This window comes from Actibacterium lipolyticum (assembly GCF_900184935.1).
Taxonomy (GTDB): Bacteria; Pseudomonadota; Alphaproteobacteria; order Rhodobacterales; family Rhodobacteraceae; genus Actibacterium_A; species Actibacterium_A lipolyticum.
In genome coordinates, this window is sequence record NZ_FXYE01000002.1 from 1,060,439 (window position 1) to 1,078,311 (window position 17,873).

Annotated in this window: 15 protein-coding genes; 5 read left to right on the forward strand and 10 right to left on the reverse strand. The window is 58.6% G+C overall.

What is annotated here, in order from left to right; genetic code table 11:
- The first annotated feature begins 13 nt into the window (after nucleotides 1–13).
- A complete protein-coding gene (locus COL8621_RS13830) occupies nucleotides 14–361 on the forward strand; it encodes a hypothetical protein (RefSeq protein WP_093967903.1) in 348 nt (115 codons plus the stop codon).
- Here the strand turns inward: COL8621_RS13830 and COL8621_RS13835 are convergent.
- Genes COL8621_RS13835 through COL8621_RS13850 form a run of 4 tightly spaced genes read right to left on the reverse strand, consistent with a single transcriptional unit; the run spans nucleotide 358 to nucleotide 7,056 of the window.
- Entirely contained in the window at nucleotides 358–2,418 is a 2,061-nt protein-coding gene (locus tag COL8621_RS13835; RefSeq protein ID WP_093967904.1) for a glutamine amidotransferase, read from the reverse strand. The two genes, COL8621_RS13830 and COL8621_RS13835, sit on opposite strands and share 4 nt — an antisense overlap.
- Nucleotides 2,415–5,177: a DUF4159 domain-containing protein gene (locus COL8621_RS13840; protein ID WP_093967905.1), complete on the reverse strand. Its 2,763-nt coding sequence runs from the start codon at nucleotides 5,175–5,177 to the stop codon at nucleotides 2,415–2,417. The genes COL8621_RS13835 and COL8621_RS13840 overlap by 4 nt, the downstream gene beginning before the upstream one ends.
- A complete protein-coding gene (locus tag COL8621_RS13845) occupies nucleotides 5,177–6,052 on the reverse strand; it encodes a DUF58 domain-containing protein (protein ID WP_093967906.1) in 876 nt (291 codons plus the stop codon). Before COL8621_RS13845 ends, COL8621_RS13840 begins: the two co-directional genes overlap by 1 nt.
- Nucleotides 6,049–7,056, reverse strand: a complete 1,008-nt coding sequence (locus COL8621_RS13850; RefSeq protein ID WP_093967907.1) for an AAA family ATPase — start codon at nucleotides 7,054–7,056, stop codon at nucleotides 6,049–6,051. The genes COL8621_RS13845 and COL8621_RS13850 overlap by 4 nt, the downstream gene beginning before the upstream one ends.
- 84 nt (nucleotides 7,057–7,140) lie before the next feature.
- Here COL8621_RS13850 and COL8621_RS13855 point away from each other — a divergent pair, with 84 nt between their 5' ends.
- Nucleotides 7,141–7,716 (forward strand): DUF1285 domain-containing protein, encoded by a 576-nt coding sequence (locus tag COL8621_RS13855; protein WP_235823926.1) that lies wholly within the window; start codon nucleotides 7,141–7,143, stop codon nucleotides 7,714–7,716.
- Between the two features lie 261 nt (nucleotides 7,717–7,977).
- Nucleotides 7,978–8,973 carry an ATP-grasp domain-containing protein gene (locus COL8621_RS13860; RefSeq protein WP_176438502.1) on the forward strand — a complete coding sequence of 332 codons (996 nt, stop codon included), beginning with the start codon at nucleotides 7,978–7,980 and terminating at the stop codon, nucleotides 8,971–8,973.
- Here the strand turns inward: COL8621_RS13860 and COL8621_RS13865 are convergent.
- From COL8621_RS13865 to COL8621_RS13875, 3 genes are all read right to left on the reverse strand, one after another.
- The gene (locus COL8621_RS13865; protein ID WP_093967910.1) at nucleotides 8,970–9,878 is read right to left on the reverse strand and encodes a cation diffusion facilitator family transporter; all 909 of its coding nucleotides are present in this window, start codon (nucleotides 9,876–9,878) and stop codon (nucleotides 8,970–8,972) included. The genes COL8621_RS13860 and COL8621_RS13865 overlap by 4 nt on opposite strands.
- Nucleotides 9,879–10,045: 167 nt before the next feature.
- Nucleotides 10,046–12,853 carry a DNA polymerase I gene (gene polA / locus COL8621_RS13870; RefSeq protein ID WP_093967911.1) on the reverse strand — a complete coding sequence of 936 codons (2,808 nt, stop codon included), beginning with the start codon at nucleotides 12,851–12,853 and terminating at the stop codon, nucleotides 10,046–10,048.
- A gap of 83 nt (nucleotides 12,854–12,936) precedes the next feature.
- Nucleotides 12,937–13,119 carry a zinc-finger domain-containing protein gene (locus COL8621_RS13875; RefSeq protein ID WP_093967912.1) on the reverse strand — a complete coding sequence of 61 codons (183 nt, stop codon included), beginning with the start codon at nucleotides 13,117–13,119 and terminating at the stop codon, nucleotides 12,937–12,939.
- 100 nt (nucleotides 13,120–13,219) lie between these two features.
- On the opposite strand from COL8621_RS13875, the gene COL8621_RS13880 reads away from it, so the two are divergent.
- Complete coding sequence (locus COL8621_RS13880) at nucleotides 13,220–14,164, forward strand: ABC transporter ATP-binding protein (protein WP_093967913.1); 945 nt, start codon at nucleotides 13,220–13,222, stop codon at nucleotides 14,162–14,164.
- A 33-nt stretch (nucleotides 14,165–14,197) separates the two neighbouring features.
- Here the strand turns inward: COL8621_RS13880 and COL8621_RS13885 are convergent, their stop codons facing one another.
- Nucleotides 14,198–14,581 carry a histidine triad nucleotide-binding protein gene (locus tag COL8621_RS13885; protein WP_093967914.1) on the reverse strand — a complete coding sequence of 128 codons (384 nt, stop codon included), beginning with the start codon at nucleotides 14,579–14,581 and terminating at the stop codon, nucleotides 14,198–14,200.
- Nucleotides 14,582–14,589: 8 nt separating this feature from the next.
- Nucleotides 14,590–16,167, reverse strand: a complete 1,578-nt coding sequence (locus COL8621_RS13890; protein ID WP_093967915.1) for a DUF5928 domain-containing protein — start codon at nucleotides 16,165–16,167, stop codon at nucleotides 14,590–14,592.
- A 141-nt stretch (nucleotides 16,168–16,308) separates the two neighbouring features.
- On the opposite strand from COL8621_RS13890, the gene COL8621_RS13895 reads away from it, so the two are divergent.
- A complete protein-coding gene (locus tag COL8621_RS13895) occupies nucleotides 16,309–17,112 on the forward strand; it encodes a sulfotransferase family protein (RefSeq protein WP_093967916.1) in 804 nt (267 codons plus the stop codon).
- A gap of 78 nt (nucleotides 17,113–17,190) precedes the next feature.
- Here the strand turns inward: COL8621_RS13895 and COL8621_RS13900 are convergent, their stop codons facing one another.
- Nucleotides 17,191–17,808 carry a TetR/AcrR family transcriptional regulator gene (locus tag COL8621_RS13900; RefSeq protein ID WP_093967917.1) on the reverse strand — a complete coding sequence of 206 codons (618 nt, stop codon included), beginning with the start codon at nucleotides 17,806–17,808 and terminating at the stop codon, nucleotides 17,191–17,193.
- Nucleotides 17,809–17,873: the final 65 nt, after the last annotated feature.

Genomic DNA, 17,873 nt, shown 5'->3' on the forward strand with positions numbered 1-17,873 from the left:
GGAGGAGCCTTAGATGCGTTACCTGTTACCATTCATCATGCTTGGCCTACCGGCCTTTGCAGACGCCCCCACCGTTGACGCCGTCAACGCCCGCAGCACCCCCGGCGGCTGGCATTTCGATGTTACGCTAAGCCACCCCGACACAGGGTGGGACCACTATGCCGACGGGTGGGAGGTTCTGGCACCAGACGGAACGCGCCTTGGGTTTCGTGAACTTCTGCACCCGCATGTGAACGAACAACCCTTCACACGCTCTTTGTCTGGCGTCGAAATTCCGACCGATATGACAGAGGTTTCCATTCGTCCGCGATGCAACGTGGATGGCTGGGGCGCACCCGTGGCGGTTCAGCTTTCCCGCTAGCGCCGCCCTTCGCGAAGCCACGCGCCGACACTTAGCAACGCCGCAAGCAGCAGGAACACCCATGCAGGGGCAAGCGGCACAATCGTGATATCCGCCGTCAGATACGCCTCGCGCGGGGTGATCCCGATCCAGCCGCGCCCGGCGGCCACGCGCCCTTCGCGCACCCGTCGAATGTCGGGAACGCCATTTTCAAGCGCCAGTATCCCGCCCCGCCGCGTATCGACAAGCGGCTCCAATTTGTCACCGCTTGCAATGGTTTCTTCGAACTCTTTCGGGGCCGAAGGGCCAAGCGCGATCACCGCGTCCAGTTCACCATCGTTCAGGCGGTAAAGACCGATTTCGGGGCCTTCGAATTCAGCCGTGAACTTTCCCGGTTGGGTTTCTTCAAGCGGCAGAACCGTGACCGTTCCGTCGGGCCCGGTGATTTCGACGCTGCGCGCCGTGTCTTCCAACGAACGGCGCGTGACGGTGATTGATTGCCCATCTGCCACGGCGCTTAGCGCTTCTTCCTCAAGCTCGGGCTCTTTCATCATCCAATGAGCAAGGCGGCGCAGCAGTTCCAGTTGCGGACCGCCCCCTTCAAAGCCACGGTGCCAAAGCCACGCATGATCCGACGCCATCAGCGCGACGCGACCTTCGCCCACGCGATCAAGCACCAGCAACGGGCGATCTTCGGGGCCGCTCATGACGGACTGGCCTTTATCAGCTTCAACCTCGATCAAGCGGAACCAACGGCCCCACTCGTCGCCATGCGCAGCCCAAGATGCCTCTAACCCTTCCGTGACAGGGTGGCGTTTGCCCAGTTCTGAAACCTCGGGGCGGAACCCTTCTTCGACGACGCGGGCCGTTGGCGCGGCCGGCAAGATTTGGGACAACGGAGAGCGATAGATGCTATCGGCGCTGGCAAAGTCCGGCCCCGCAGCAATCAGCAAAGCACCCCCAGCAGAAACGTAATCCCGCACGCTTTCAAGATAGACGGTGGGCAAAATCCCACGGCGTTTGTAACGGTCAAAGATGATAAGATCGAACTCATCCACCTTTTCCAAAAACAGCTCACGCGTGGGGAATGCGATAAGCGACAATTCTGTCACCGGCACGCCATCTTGTTTTTCGGGTGGGCGTAGAATGGTGAAATGCACCAGATCGACAGAGCTGTCGGATTTCAACAGATTGCGCCACGTGCGTTCACCCGGATGTGGTTCGCCGGACACCAACAACACGCGCAACCGATCCCGCACGCCGTTGATCTGAACGACGGCCGCATTGTTGCGATCGGTCAATTCACCCGCTGCCTCGGCCAGTTCGAACTGAATGACGTTCATACCGCCATGGCGCAGCGTCACCGGAAGATCCAGATCCTGCCCAACAGGAACGGTAAAGACTTCAGGTTCGCCGCCATCCACACGCACAGACAGGTCCGCTTGCCCGCCTTGCCCTGCGGGAACTGCGCCCTGATCGGTGATCTGAAGGGTTAGCATCACCTCTTCGTCCAAAATGGCGAAGGTTGGCGCATTCTTGATGACCAGCCGTCTGTCCCAATCGGTGCTGTGCCCCGTCAGCAAGGTGTGCAGCGGCGCGGGAAGTTCTGGCGCGCGGTCGATATCGTGCAACTGGCCGTCGGTCACCAGAATGGCCCCGGCCAGCCGAGCGCGCGGTTCTTCGGCCATGGTTTCGGACAGCGCGGTCATCAGCAACGTGCCGGAATCGCCTTCGCCATCACCAACGGCAACCACCCGCAGTTCGGTGTTTTCCATCGCCGCGACTTCGGCTTCGACCCGCGCGATTGCGGCTTGGGTCTGCTCTGCCCGGTCAGAAAGCCGCTGACTGGCGCTTTCGTCAACGATCAGCACGACGATATCAGACAGCGGCGCGCGCTCTTCCTGTTGCAGCGACGGGTTGGCCAACGCCAGCAACAGAGCCGCCGCAGAAAGCCCGCGCAGCCACCAGCCAGACAATCCGCGCCACACGGCAAACACCACAAAGGCAGTGGCCAGAATGGCGGCCGTCCACAGTACGGGCCATGGCAAAAGCGGGTCGAATATGACGGAACCGTTCATTGGCCCAACCTATCAAGCAAAGCGGGCACATGTACCTGATCGGACTTATAGTTGCCCGTCAAAACATGCATGATCAGGTTAATGCCAAAGCGGTACGATATTTCACGCTGAAGCTCCCCGGCATAGCCGCGCCCAACCGGGTACATCTGCACACCGCGTTCATCCACCGCCCAGGCAGCGGCCCAGTTGTTGCCGCCAATCACAACAGGCGTCACGCCATCGTTAAGATTGCGGAACGGCATCCCTTCGGTCAGCTCGGCTTCGGGTGGGGCGGCTTCGACCCAAACATCACGCGAAGAAAACCGCCCGGGGAAATCTTGAAGTAGGTAAAAGGTGCGGGTCAGAACGTGGTCTTGCGGAATGGGCTCCAACGGGGGAACGTCCAGCGGGCGGGCCAGTTCTTGCAACTTGCGCCCCTCAGGCGAACCGCTGCCGAAACGGGCCACATCGGCATCGCGCGTGTCAAACAGGATCATCCCACCCGTGCGCAAATACCGGTTTAGCTTTGCATAGGCTTGGGCCGATGGCTGCGGCTGACTGGCGGTTACCGGCCAATAAAGGAACGGAAAGAACGACAGTTCATCCGTTTCAAGGTTCACCGCAATCGGTTGCGCCGGTTCAACAGACGTGCGTTGGAACAGCTTATCGGAAAGGCCGCGCAAACCGGCGTGCGCGATATCATCCAGCTGGCTGTCCCCCGTCACCACATGGGCCAAAACGACCTCGGATGTCGCGGCAAGCGCCAGTGCGTCATCCGGGGACTGCGCGCGTACATCCTGTGGCAACATCAGCGCCAAAGCCACAGCCGCCACAGCGCCCGAACGCGGTCCGCGCAAACGCCCCGACAACCAGAGAGAGGCGATCATATCAAGCGCCAACAGCGCAAGCGCCGCCATCAGGAACGCCCCCTTAAGGAAGGTTTCGCGCACCACGGTCAGCCCCTCGACCGCGATGCGGGCGGGCCAGCTTGTCGCGGCAAGTGGCATTTCATTGTCAAAGACATTCAGCGCGATCCGCCGTTCTTCGCCCGCATAAAGGCCCGGCGGTTGCGTGGCCGTAGGGCGGCCATCGGCCAGTGCTTCGCCGGGGATCCCCGGCATGTTGCCCGCGTCTTCGATTTCACCAAAAGCGTTCAGCACATCCTCGGGTACCCATGTGGTGCCTGCCAGTTCCTCGGCAGCGGGTTTGGTGGGGCGGGTGGAAATGGCAAGGCGTTCCAGCATCTGCACGAACAACCCCGACAGCGGCAGCGTGGACCATTCCGCATTGGCCGTCACATGAAACAGAACCACCTGCCCCTGCCCGACACGCTTGCGGGTGACCAGCGGCGTGCCGTCGGCAAGCGAAGCGATGGAGCGTTCGGAAAGATCCGGGCCGGGCTGGGCCATGACCTGAGCCGAAACTGTGACCTCGTCGCTTAGCGAAAGGCCGAAGAAAGGAGACGTATCGGGGAACGGGCGCAGCGCCTTAGGTTCGCCCCAACTCATCGCGCCGCCCACTGTGCGCCCGCCCGCGCGCAGGCGAACCGGTAGCAGCGGGTCTTCCTCTACGCGGCTGACATCGCTGGCGGCAAGGCGCGGCCCGGCAAACCGCAGCAAAAGCCCGCCTTGGTCAAGCCAGTCCAACAGCGCGTCCTGTTCCGCCTCTGCCACCGTCGCGACATCCGCCAGAACGACCACATCGGGGTTTGCCAGAAGGATATCCAGCAGGTTGCCCTCAATCAGGTCGGCAGTAGGTTCCAACGCCTGACGCAGGAAGTGGAGCGGTGAAAGCAGCTCCAGCCCCTCCCGGTCATCGCGTGCGGCGATCAACGCCACTTCGCGCCGTTTCAGGCTGTCATCCGTCAAGGAAACCGCCCCGGCAGAGCGTACACCCGACACCGCAAACCGGGTGATCCGGTTGCGCAATTCCGGCGGCAGAACCAGCTCAACCGTTGCTTCGCCCTCGCCTGACGCAAATTCAGCGGTCGCCAGCGCCAATTCACGCTCTACCCCATTAGGGTCAAGGCCGATGGCGGTGATCGGTACCTCGGCTGTGTCAGCCGTGCTGGCACGCAAGGCGGTTACGGCAATCTTGCCATCCTCAAACCGTGCGGGGCGCAGGGCATAGACGGGGCGCGGGCTTTCAAACACAAAGACTGTTCCGTGCCGCTCTAGGCTATCCAGCAGCGGTGCACGCGCGGCGCGGTCAACACCATCAGAAACCCAGAAGGTTTCAAAGTTGCCCGTCAGGCTATCGGCCCATTCGGCCACCGCATCAGCGTCAGGTTCCCACGCGGCCGGTTGCAACCCGGCAAGCCGCGATTGCCACGCGTCAGCGGCCTGAAACAGCGCACCTTCGTCTGGCAAGTCGGTCGTTTGAACGATTGCAACCGGGCGCGCGCTTCGGGCGGCTTCTGCCAACAGGGCGTCGACACGATCAACGCGGCGCTGCCAATCGCGCGCGTCCGCCCATGTTCCGTCAATCAGCACCAACAGCGGGCCAGACCCGGCGCGTTCATCCTGAGGGTTCAGAATAGGCCCGGCAAAGCCGATGATCACGGCGGCAATCGCCAACATTCGCAGCAACAACAGCCACCATGGGGTCTTATCCGTCTGGGTTTCGTCATCCGTCAGGCCCAGCAACAACGCAACGCCGGGAAACCGGCGGCGAATGGGTGCCGGAGGCACCGCCCGCAGCAACAGCCACAGAATGGGCAAGGCAAGCAGCCCGATCAAAAGCCACGGCGCGGTGAAACCTATGGGGCCCAGCGTAAACATTAGCGCACCCTTTCCAAGGCGCGAAACAGCCACAGCAGCGCCGCTTGCGCGCTTTCGCCAGTGTGGTGGCATTGATAATGCCACCCCGTCACACGCGCCAAGTCCGCCAGCCGGGCCTTGCGTTCAGCCAAACGATCCAGATACCGTGCGCGCAGTTCGCTGGCCTTCAGGGTTTCGTGGCGCAGGTTGCCAGACATGCTTTCGAAAATGGTGCGCCCATCGAACGGAAACGCCTCTTCCTGAGGGTCGAGGATTTGAAGCAACGCACCCTTAACACCGCGATCAGCGGCTTTGGTCAGGGCCGCTTCGACCGGGGCCAGATCGCCCAGAAAGTCCGAAACAAACACGGCGCGGGAATGGGGTAACATTCCGCGGGCTTCGGGGGTGCCATAGTCGGGCGTTTCGTCCGTTGCGTTGAATGCCTCTGCTAAGCGCAAAAGCTGCAATTCGCCCCGGCGCGGTGGCAGGGTAAAGCCGGACAGGCCAACACGTTCCCCACCCCGGATCAACAGAACCGCAACGGCAAGCGCCAGCACCCGCGCGCGATCCCCCTTAGACGTGTGCGAACCATCCCCTGCAAACTGCATCGATTGCGCGTCATCGACCCACAAAAGCACGCTTTGCGCGGCCTGCCATTCCTTTTCGCGGACGAAATGCACATCAGACTGGGCCGAGCGGCGCCAATCAATGCTGCGTGCTTCGTCCCCCGGCCCGGCGGGGCGGTATTGCCAGAATTCATCCCCCATGCCCGCACGGCGGCGGCCATGTTCGCCCAACAGAACCGTCGCGGCCAAATGCTCTGCCTCTGCCAACAGTGGTGGCAGCGGCGCGGCTAATCCTTCGGCGCGGGAACGGAGGGCGGCGGGTTGGTTCACGCGGCAGCCTCTATCCGCGACAGGTTGGTTGTGACGGTTTCGATGATCTCATCCAGGTTTTCGCCACGTGCACGTGCCGCAAAGCTAAGAGCCATACGGTGTTTCAGTACCGGACCCGCCATTTTAAGAACGTCATCGGCCGATGGTGCCAAGCGCCCTTCCAACAATGCCTGTGCGCGAACCGTCAGCATAAGTGCCTGCGCCGCACGCGGCCCCGGCCCCCACGCCACGTTTTCACGCACGGCGGCGGGCGCATCCGGATCACCGGGGCGACAAGCCCGCACAAGATCAAGGATCAGGGCAACAACCGCTTCGCCCACCGGCATCCGGCGCACGGTGTTCTGTGCGGCGATCAGTTCGGCGGCGGAAAAGACGGCATGGGCCTCCTCCTCTGCAACGCCGGTGGTGGCCAACAGAATATCGTGTTCGGTTTTACGGTCGGGATAGGGCACATCGATCTGAACAAGGAACCGGTCAAGCTGCGCCTCAGGCAGCGGATACGTGCCCTCTTGTTCAATCGGGTTTTGCGTTGCCAACACGTGGAACGGCTGGCCCAGCGCGTGTTCCTGCCCCGCAATCGTGACGGATTTTTCCTGCATCGCCTGCAACAGCGCCGATTGGGTACGCGGCGAGGCCCGGTTGATTTCATCCGCCATCAACAGCTGGCAAAAGATCGGCCCCTTGATAAAGCGGAATGCCCTAGAGCCATCTTCGGCAGTCTCGAGCACCTCGGACCCCAGAATATCGGCGGGCATCAAATCCGGCGTGAACTGAATACGCGCCCCATCCAGCCCCATGACCGTGGACAGCGTATCAACAAGGCGGGTCTTGCCCAGCCCCGGAAGGCCGATCAGCAAACCGTGCCCACCGCACAACAGCGCGCTAAGCGTCAGTTCGACAACCCGCGGTTGCCCGATAAATCGTTTCGAGATGCTTTCCTTGGCCAACGCCAGTCTGGAACCCAGCGTTTCGATTTCTGCCACCAGTTGTGCGTCATCGCTCATGACATCTCTCCTTGCGGTGCTGTATGGTCCCATTAAAGGGAACTATGGCCCCCGGCACAAATGGCAAAAAGCATCATGGGACAAATGATCGTGAAACCAACCGTCGAAAACATTGCCGATGCCGCACGAAAAGCAGGTAAAAAAGGCCCACCGCCCGTTCATTTGTGGAATCCTGACTTTTGTGGCGATCTGGACATGCGCATCGCACGGGATGGCACGTGGTTCTATCTGGGCACCCCAATTGGGCGTGCAGGATTGGTCAAACTCTTCGCATCGATTCTTCGCAAAGACGGCGATGACTACTTTCTGGTCACCCCCGTCGAAAAGGTTGGGATCACTGTTGACGACGCGCCCTTCGTCGCAATCGACTTTGAGGTTTCGGGTGAAGGCGACGATCAGCTCATAACCTTTTTCACCAATGTCGAGGACGCCGCCGAAGCCGGCCCCGATCACCCTATCCGTGTCACCCGCGACCCAGAAACCGGGGAGCCGTCGCCATATATCAACATCCGCGCCAACCTCGACGCGCTGATCGATCGCAAGAGTTTCTATCGCCTTGTCGATATCGGCCAACACGAACAGCACAACGGCGAAAGCTGGTTCGGCGTGCGTTCGGGCGGGGCATTTTTCCCGATCATCCCCTCCTCTGAACTGACATAACGTGCAATCCGCACGCAAAACGCCGGATCACTGTGCGCCCTTGTTTATATCCAAGGCTCAAAAACCGCCCCGCGCCGCAACTACGCCCGTAGGTGACAAATACATTTGCCATAAAAGTTAACCTGTGAAAGCGTTTGGGAAAGTTTTTTAGAACCGGCCGCTGTTTTTGGGCCAAACCATCTCGCCTTCATGAGGGTTTTCAATCATGTGCTTTGCCCAAGAACCGGGTTTTCGACCCGTCTTTTCAACGAAGGCACGCAAATGCGTGTAATTCTTTTCGGAACGCAGTCACACATCCTTGCCGCAGTCGCCGAGTGTCTGGACGCCATCGGCGCTCAATATTCGATCGTCTCTACCCGGCGCGCGGGCGATCTTGCCCAGGTGACCAATTGCCAAGACTTTGTTGGGATAGGTTTGAACGACTTTCTGAATCCCACGCAGGTCTTGGCCGATAACATCCAAAACTATGCGCTGACCTGCCGTGCTGATGTCCTTATCCCGGTCGATATGGCCGCCCTGAACGCGTTTGCAGTCATGCGCGGCGCGCTGCCCCAATGCCGGATTTTTCCGATCAGCCGTGCCGACACGCTGGACCTGATGCACAACAAATGGCGGTTCTTTAATTTGTGCCGCGCGGCAAACATCCCCACGCCCAACACTTGGCTGATTGAAACAATGGATCAGGCCGCAAACGTGCAAACGCAATACCCGGTCATGATCAAACCGCTTGCGATTGGTGGGGGTATCGGGGTCCAGTCTGTTGCGGATGCGGGCACGCTTTACGACCGGCTCAGCGCATGGCCGCCCTCCCAATACCCAATGCTGATGCAGGAATTCATTCCGGGCGAAGACATCGACGTCAGCGTTTTGGCCAACCGCGGCAAGGTCATCGCCTGGACTGTTCAGAAATGGAACGGCGAGGCAGAGTTGGAGTTTCTTGACCACCCCGCCGCCGTCCAATTGGCCGCGAAACTTGTCGCTAAGTCCGATTTTTCCGGGGTCGCCCATTTCGACATGCGGGTCGACGAACGCGATGGCACACTGAACCTGATCGAATGCAATCCCCGTTTCTGGGCCACAGTAAGCGCGTCACTGCAAGCAGGCGTAAACTTCGCCGCCCTCGGCGCGCGGGTCGCGATGGGCCTGCCATACCGGGCAAAGCCAGCAAAGCCTTGCACGGTTGCCGTCTCTGGCCCGATGACAGGCGCGTTTCAAGATTCAGCAAAAGTAGGCGCGCGCGGGCTGATCGTGAATTAGGTCGCGTCAGCATGATCCGGCGCGATGTCTGCACAGCCCGACGCGGATGTCTCCAGCTCTAGCGTCGCGTGAAAGATGTTGAACCGCTGCGCTAGCATCGCCTTTACGCGCTCTGTCACATCCGCAAAGTCAGCGCCGTCTTTCACAACCAAATGCGCCTCAAACGCGGTGCGATGCTCATCAATCTGCCACAGGTGCATATGATGCGCGTCTTCCACCCCCGCCTGCGCGTTAACCTGTTCGCGAACATCCGAAAGCTGTGGCGCGTCTGGGCTGCCAAGCATCAAAATCCGTATCACCGGTAACACCTCGCGCCCAGCATGCCACAGAATGTACAGCGCAATGCCAAGCGTCACCAACGGGTCGATCAGCCGCCAGTCGTAGAGCAAAATCAGCGTCCCAGCGAAAATCACCGCCACCGATCCCAGCGCATCTGCCACGTTGTGCAAAAACGCCGCGCGGATGTTCAAACTGTCCTTCGACATCGCATAGGTCAGCGCTGCGGTCACCGCATCCACGGCCAATGCGATACCCGCGATAATCACCACAATCCATCCATCCACACCGGGCGGGTCCAGCATGCGCATCACGGCCTCGGCAATCAGGTAGAAAGCGATCACAAACAAAGTGGTGTAATTGACCAAGGCCGCCACAACCTCCGCCCGGCCATAGCCGAAGGTCATCACCTCATCCTGCGGACGCCGCGCCACACGGCGCGCAACCAGCGCAATGATTAACGAAATCGCATCTGAAAAATTGTGGATCGCATCCGCAATCAAGGCCAGCGAGCCCGAAATCACCCCACCCACGATCTGCGCAAAGGTCAAAAGAAGGTTCACCGCCACAGCAACAGCAACGCGGCGGTCACCGGTATCGGGATCTATGTGATGGTGGTCATGCGGCATGGCTGGCACCTTAGCAACTGTGCCATCACCTAACCCCCTTTCGCCCCAACAAAACAAGCGAAGACATGACGCACCCCATCCACGCCCACCCGCCTGAGCGCCTGAGCGCCCCAAGGGCGCGAGGTGAAAGGAGCGGCCCGAAACGGGCCTCACCTTAGCAATTCAAATCAATGCGCCTCGGCCCAATTGGCCCCTTGCCCTGCATCGACCGTCAACGGAACGTCCAGTTTCACCGCCGGCATGGAGGCGTTTTCCATAATCTCACGCACCGCATCGATGGTTTTGTCCACGCCGTCGGCATCCACTTCGAACAACAGTTCATCGTGCACCTGCAACAGCATCTTGGCGGGCAGCCCCTCAATCGCTTCGGGCATACGGATCATTGCGCGCCGGATCACATCCGCCGCTGTCCCTTGGATCGGCGCGTTGATCGCCGCGCGCTTGGCGAAACCAGCCTGCGGCCCCTTTGCCCCAATCTCTGGCGTGTTGATCTTTCGGCCAAACAGCGTCTGTACATACCCGTGCTCTTTGGCGAAGGCGACGGTGTCGTCCATGTATTCCTTGATGCCGGGGAAGCGTTCGAAATAACGGTCGATGAACCCCTGCGCCTCTTTGCGCGGAATGCGCAGGTTGCGCGCCAGACCAAAGCCCGAAATGCCATAGATCACACCAAAGTTGATCGCCTTGGCCTGACGGCGGATATCCGGCGTCATCTGATCCAGTGGCACGTCGAACATTTCCGAAGCCGTCAGTGCGTGAATATCCTGCCCTTCGCGGAACGCTTGCTTAAGGCTTTCGATGCCCGCGACATGCGCCAGAATCCGAAGCTCAATCTGGCTATAGTCCAGCGACAGAATGACCTTACCCTCGTCCGCAACAAAGGCTTCGCGAATACGTCGCCCTTCTTCGCTGCGCACCGGAATGTTCTGCAAGTTCGGATCGGTCGACGCCAACCGCCCCGTGTTCGCGCCCGACTGGATGTACGACGTATGCACCCGCCCAGTGTCCGGGTTGATATGGTCCTGAAGCGCATCGGTATAGGTCGACTTCAGCTTTGACAGTTGCCGCCAATCCAACACCCGCGCGGGCAGGTTGTGCCCTTCGGATGCCAAATCTTCCAACACATCCGCGCCGGTCGCATAGGCACCGGTTTTGCCCTTTTTCCCGCCGGGAAGCTCCATTTTATCGAACAGAATTTCGCCCAGCTGTTTCGGGCTGCCGACATTGAAACTTTGCCCGGCCAGTTCGTGTATTTCGGCCTCTAGCCCCGCCATTTTCTGTGCAAAGGCGTTGGACATGCGCGAAAGCGTGTCACGGTCGACCTTGATGCCCGTCATTTCCATCTTTGCCAGAACAGGCACCAACGGGCGTTCCAGCGTTTCATAAACGGTGGTCACGCGTTTCTGGTGAAGCTGCGGCTTGAACAGCTTCCATAGACGCAGGGTGATATCGGCATCCTCGGCCGCGTATTTCACCGCATCGTCGACCGGTACGCGATCAAAAGTGATGGCCGATTTGCCCGTCCCCAGCAGGGATTTAATCGGGATCGGAGTATGCTCCAGATACCGTTCGCTTAGCGTATCCATACCATGACCATGCAGCCCCGCGTTCAGGGCGTAGGACATCAGCATTGTGTCATCAATCGGGGCCACGGAAACACCGTTGCGCGCGAAAATCTTCGCATCGTATTTCATGTTCTGGCCGATTTTGATTACCGCCGGATCTTCCAGCAGAGGCTTCAACAGCGCCAGCGCATCGTCCATCGGCATTTGCCCATCCGCATGGGCGGCCGAGCCGAACAGATCGTCCACACCGTCTTTGTGCCCCAAGGGGATGTAGCAGGCCTGCCCCGGCTCCACCGAAAGAGAGATACCGACAAGTTCGGCCCGCATTTCATTCAGGCTGGTGGTTTCAGTATCCACCGCGACCCAACCACAGGCATGCGCCTTGGCGATCCAGGTCTTCAACGCATCCGCATCGCGCACGCATTCGTAATCTTCGGGAACAAACGGCAGGTTCACGGGCGCATCTGCGGCTTCGTTCGGGTTCGCGCCTGCTGGGTTGGTATCGGCAATTGCGGGCGCTTCGACACCCAAATTGTCGGCAACACGCTTGGTCAGCGTGCGGAATTCCATTTCGTTCAGGAAGGTCAAAAGAGCCTCTGCCTCTGGCTCTTTGACTTCCAGGTCAGCAAGCGTGAAATCCAGCAACATCGCATCGTCCAACTGAACCAACCGCTTGGAAAGTTCGATCTGAGCGCGGTGATCGATCAGCGTCTGGCGGCGCTTGGGCTGCTTGATCTCTTCGGCGCGGTCCAGAAGGCTTTCCAGATCACCGTATTCGTTGATCAGCAACGCCGCAGTCTTAATCCCGATACCGGGCGCACCGGGCACGTTATCCACGCTATCCCCGGCCAGTGCCTGAACATCGACCACGCGTTCGGGACCGACGCCAAACTTTTCGCGCACACCGTCGGAATCGATGCGCTTGTTCTTCATCGCGTCGAACATTTCCACGCCGCCGCCGACAAGCTGCATCAAGTCTTTGTCCGAACTGATGATCGTAACGCGGCCACCGGCCTCTCGTGCCTGAACGGAAAGGGTTGCGATGATATCGTCCGCCTCGAACCCCTCTTTTTCGACGCAGGCGATATTGAAGGCGCGCGTCGCTTCGCGGGTCAGGGGCATCTGCGGGCGCAGTTCTTCGGGCATTTCATCACGGTTCGCTTTGTACTGATCGTACATGTCGTTGCGGAACGTGTGGCTGCCTTTGTCGAAAACAACGGCCACATGCGTCGGCGCATCGGGGCCTTTGTTATCTTCGACCATTTTGAAGATCATGTTGCAGAAACCCGCAACCGCCCCGATGGGCAACCCATCGGATTTACGCGTCAGCGGGGGCAACGCGTGAAAGGCACGGAAGATAAACGCCGAACCGTCGATCAGATGCAGATGGCAACCTTTGCCGAAGGACATGGCCTTACCTCTCGGAAACGGCCCATTGCCCGGCGCGCGCCGGTTCGCGGCCCCATTGGGCGGCGAAGGGCCAGCGTTATGGGTTACTTCACTTTGTCAGCAAAGCTTTCGTGGATGTATTTCTTGTCGCAATATCCGCATTCGACGAATCCTTCGTCGCTTGGGATCTGAAGCCAGACGCGTGGGTGGCCCAGTGCGCCTTCGCCACCGTCACAGGCCACACGCCAAGTGCTGACAATTTCGGTTTCTGGGGCTTCGATGGTCATCTGCGTGGCTCCGTTTCTTGCCGGGGCGGCGGTATCGCCTTAAGTCAGCGGGCATGATAGCGAAAGCCCACGCACGGGCAAGGCCGGAACGGAGGGCAACATGAGCGGAAATGCCATTGAAATCGCAGGTCTGAAAAAGACCTATGCCGCCAGCGCCGGTCAACCGCCGAAAGTTGCGCTTAAGGGAATCGATTTAAACATCCCCGCCGGGTCGATTTTCGGGCTGTTGGGGCCGAACGGCGCGGGCAAATCCACGCTGATCAACATTCTGGCCGGTCTGGTTCTGAAGACCGAAGGTAACGTGAAAATCTGGGGCTTCGATCAGGACATCAACCCGCGCCAGTCGCGCGCGTCGATCGGGGTAATGCCACAAGAGCTGAACCTTGACCCGTTCTTCACCCCACGCGGCGCGTTAGAGGTTCAGGCCGGGCTTTACGGCGTGCCCAAAGCCCAGCGCCGCACGGATGAAATTCTGCGCATGATCGGGCTTGAAGATAAAGCCGAGGCTTATGCGCGCTCTCTTTCCGGCGGGATGCGGCGGCGGTTGCTGTTGGGCAAGGCCCTTGTCCATACGCCGCAAATCCTTGTGCTGGATGAACCGACAGCGGGCGTTGATATCGAATTGCGCCAAATGCTGTGGCAAAACGTGCGCCGCCTGAACGAAGAAACGGGCATGACCATCATCCTGACGACCCATTACTTGGAAGAGGCCGAAGAGATGTGCGACGAAATCGCCATCATCAACCACGGCGAAGTCATCGTTCAAGACACCACCGCCGCACTGATCGGGCGGATGGATGCCAAAACGCTTGTGATCCACGCCGACGGTGATGCGCCCGAACACCCCGCCCTGCCAGACGGGGTCACGATGGAGCGACGCCGCGATGGAGCATATGCATTCACCTATCGCCGGAACGAAATCTCCACCGGCGCGGTGCTAGAGGCCGTGCGTAACGCAGGCATCCGCATCCGCGACGTGGCCACCGAAGAACCGGACCTAGAGGACGTATTCGTTGCCCTGACGTCATCCAAGAACGCGGCCTAACCGGCCCGTTCGACCCGCTTCTTGCGCCTTCTTTTAGGTCCGCTTTTGCAGCATCCGGCCCAGCACGCGACCGCCAAGAATATGCACATGCAAATGTGGCACTTCCTGAACGCCATCGTCACCCGCGTTGGAAATCAGGCGATATCCATTGCCGCCCTCGCCCGGCTGAACGCCCAGCATTTTGCAGATTTCGCCGATGGTGCGGGTGTAATCCACGATTTCGGCGTCCGAGGCTTCTAACGCGAAGTGGTCATAGCAAACGTATGGCCCCTTCGGGATCACCAGAACGTGGTCGGGCGCTTGGGGCGCGATGTCTTTGAACGCCAGCGTGTGTTCGGTTTCCATAACCGTGTTGTTAGGGATTTCGCCGCGAAGGATCTTGGCGAAAATATTCTGCGGGTCATAGGAATAGGCCATGGGGCTCCTCAGTCGACGTAAAGGTAATCGGTGGACGCGATTTCACGCGCCTTGTCATGCGGAATGCTTAGAAACTCTGCCAACGCAGCCGCGTTTTCTTCAACGCTATCGCTTTCCTTAATCCGATAGGAATTCGGGAAATCCGCGTCGCGGATACGGTCACTTTCAAACACAACGTCATAGCGGATCGTTGGCAAAAGCCGGTCAATGGTTTCCTGAGGCGTCGTCTCGCCCGCAAGGCCAACGCGTTTGGCGTGCCCGATCAGATAATCATCAGAAAACTCGGTCTGAATTTCCAAAAGCTTGGTCGTGCAACGATCTGAATAGAAGTCTTCCATCAGCTCGATCTGCGATGGATCAAGACAAATCATCAGCCGGTCTGTTTCACTGTAATCAAACAGCATCCGCATCAACGCGCGGCGATGGCGCGTGCGTTTTTCAAGGTTTGACTGAATGCCGCCCAGATCAGGCAAGGTGGTGCTTTCTTCGTCGAATACATATTCGAACCCCGGCACGTTGGTCACCTTGCCAGCTTGTTCTAACAACCGCTTCGCAACGTGCCATTTCTTGCATGCAATGATCATCAATTCGCGATCACGCCCAAGGCTGGCTTCGCTTTCCCAAAACCGCGACGCAAACCGGCGGCCAACGCGGCCGCGGCCAGCCAGAAACTTGTAAAGGCCCACGCCCTCTCCAGAAATGGAAAAGTCGCTTTCGACGCTGGCATAAAGAGCGCCCAACCGGCGCTTCAACTCTTCCGCCTCGCCCGAGATTTTTCGCGCGAACAGATAATCCTGACTAAGAAGCAAATCGTAGTGATCGTTATAAAACGTCACCGGCATCCCATAGTCGGAAAACATCAGAAACGTCAGCGTGCGCGACTGGATCTCGTTCTGGGGCACCACGTGGCGCACGATCGTCTGAAAGAAGGTTTCATCCGGAATCCACGTCGTGCTGAAAAACCGCAACACATCGCGCCGCTTGCGACAGAAATCCAACACAGCCTCGATCGTGCGACGGCGAAGGCACCACCATTGGCTGCCGATCATAATCTGAAGGTCCGCAGGGATCTTACGCGTCAGCCCCAGCGATTTCTGCAGATTGTAAGAACCATAGTACAATTTCTTCTGCGTGCGTTCGTTGAACAGATGGCGATAAATCAGCCGGTCTTCTTTCATCCCGGTTTTGATCCAGTCGGACGTCATAAAGTCGAAGCTTTCGATGTAATCGACATCTTCGGCGTCCAGAAACGCGTGCACGTATTTTGCTGACTTCACCGGCATACAATCGCCCGACAGCATGTAAAAATGCGTGGCGCGTGGAAAAGCCGCTTCGGCAGCCTTGATCGCGCTTAGCGTCGCCGCAACCAAAGACCATTCACCCCAACCGCATTTGTGCCGTTTCTTGGCGAAAACGACGTTGCGGTTATCCTTCAATGCGGTACGGATGCGATCATAATGTTCGGGTTTGGCGCGCGCGTCGAAATGAATCGACATGAAATCGCCAACCGCCGTCAACCGCTCGGCATGCTGAATGATAGCTTCCGGGTCTTTGTGGCATAGAAGAATATAGGCTATCTTGGCCATTCAATCGTCCGGATTTCGTCCTTTGAAGCGTTCCAAACAGTAGATACAGCGAAGACCCGTTGAATAAACAGTATTTCTTTGCTTTTTTGTTCACAGATAAAGCCGGGCGTAGGTAATGACCGGCATTGGAGGCGTAAGAGTATGGGTTTTCCTGGAACCTGGATGACGGAAAGCGAAAGCATGGTCTATCGCGTGGTTCCCAAATGCGCGTGTTCGACCATCGGTCAGATCATGTACTATTCGGATCACGGCGAATTCTTCGATGGTGACATCCACGATGCGACCGAACGCATGCACAAGTGGGCGATGGAAGACAGCCATCAGCGTATCGAAGACAACGTAAAAAACCATAAATCCTATTCGTTTACCTGCGTGCGGAACCCTTATACCCGCATCCTGTCGTCATTCTTTGACAAGATTTGCGGCATTCAGCGGAACGGCAAACGTTATCGCGGTAATATGGTTCCGCTTTTGACCCAGAAATACGGCATTCAGGTAGAGGGTGACTTTGACCAAATCCAATCCTTCCGCCGCTTCCTGCTATTTGCGCGCGATACCATTCGCTGGCGCCGCCCGATGGAACCTGACATCCACTGGTCCGCGATGAGCGGGCACGTCTCTACCTTTATCGTGAACGGCGGGCGGTACGACAAAATCTTCTTCACCGAAAAGTTCAACGAGGGCATGCAAGAGGTGCTTGATGCAACCGACACGCGCCATTCCGTTGATCTGGCCACGATCCCTCGGTTCAACGAATCCGAAGGGCACGGCCCGAAACGCGCGCATCCGGTCGAAGACTATTTCGACGATCTGTCGATGCATCTGGTCTATGAAATCTACAAACGCGATTTCAATTTGTTCAAATACGATTTCCACAATCCGGCAAACAAAATGCCCACCGGGGAAATTGATCTGGACGAAGTGCACGCCAAACTGGGCGACTGACTGAACACCGGTCGAATCCGCGCCTTCGATTGGATCAAAGGCGCGGCTTCAAGAACCGGCGATACCCCTGCAGGTCATTCACGGCGCATGGGGCGCGATCCCAAGGTACCCAAACGCCGCGCGGCAAACGCGCGCCAACACAGCATCGAAATCCGTTTCACCGGCATTTGCGGCCACTTCGACCATTGCGCGCGTCATGGCGGAAAGGTCCTGTGCCGCTTCTTCGGGGTTGGACACGTAATAACGGCTTAGCACCTCAACCACGGTGGCGTTGATTTCGCGCTTTAGGGCCTGCGCCTCTTTTTCTAACGGCAACACCGTTTCGGCGATTTCTAGGACGCGCGCCAATTCGGGCCTGCGCGCGTGATGCAGGATCGATGCGCGGATCATCACTTCGGTGGCGTCTTCCAAGGCCATGCCTTCAACGTCAATCGCGGCTGTGCGCAGGTCTTCCAACAACTGGCCCCGCATGTTGCGGATCAGTTCGGCCAATATCGCCTCTTTCGCGGGGAAGTATTGATAAAGCGAACCGATGCTGACCCCTGCCCGTTCAGCAATTAGGTTTGTGTTGAACGCTGCCATGCCACCCGCCTCCAAAATGCGAGCGGCGGCCTCCAATATCGCCTCATACGTCGCAAGAGACCGCCCCTGACGCGGTGTTTTTCTTGGCAAAATCCCTTGTGATGCATCGGTCATGGAACACGAGTTTCAAATGTGAACAATCGCTCACATTCTAACCCCAACGATTTGAAACGCAAATA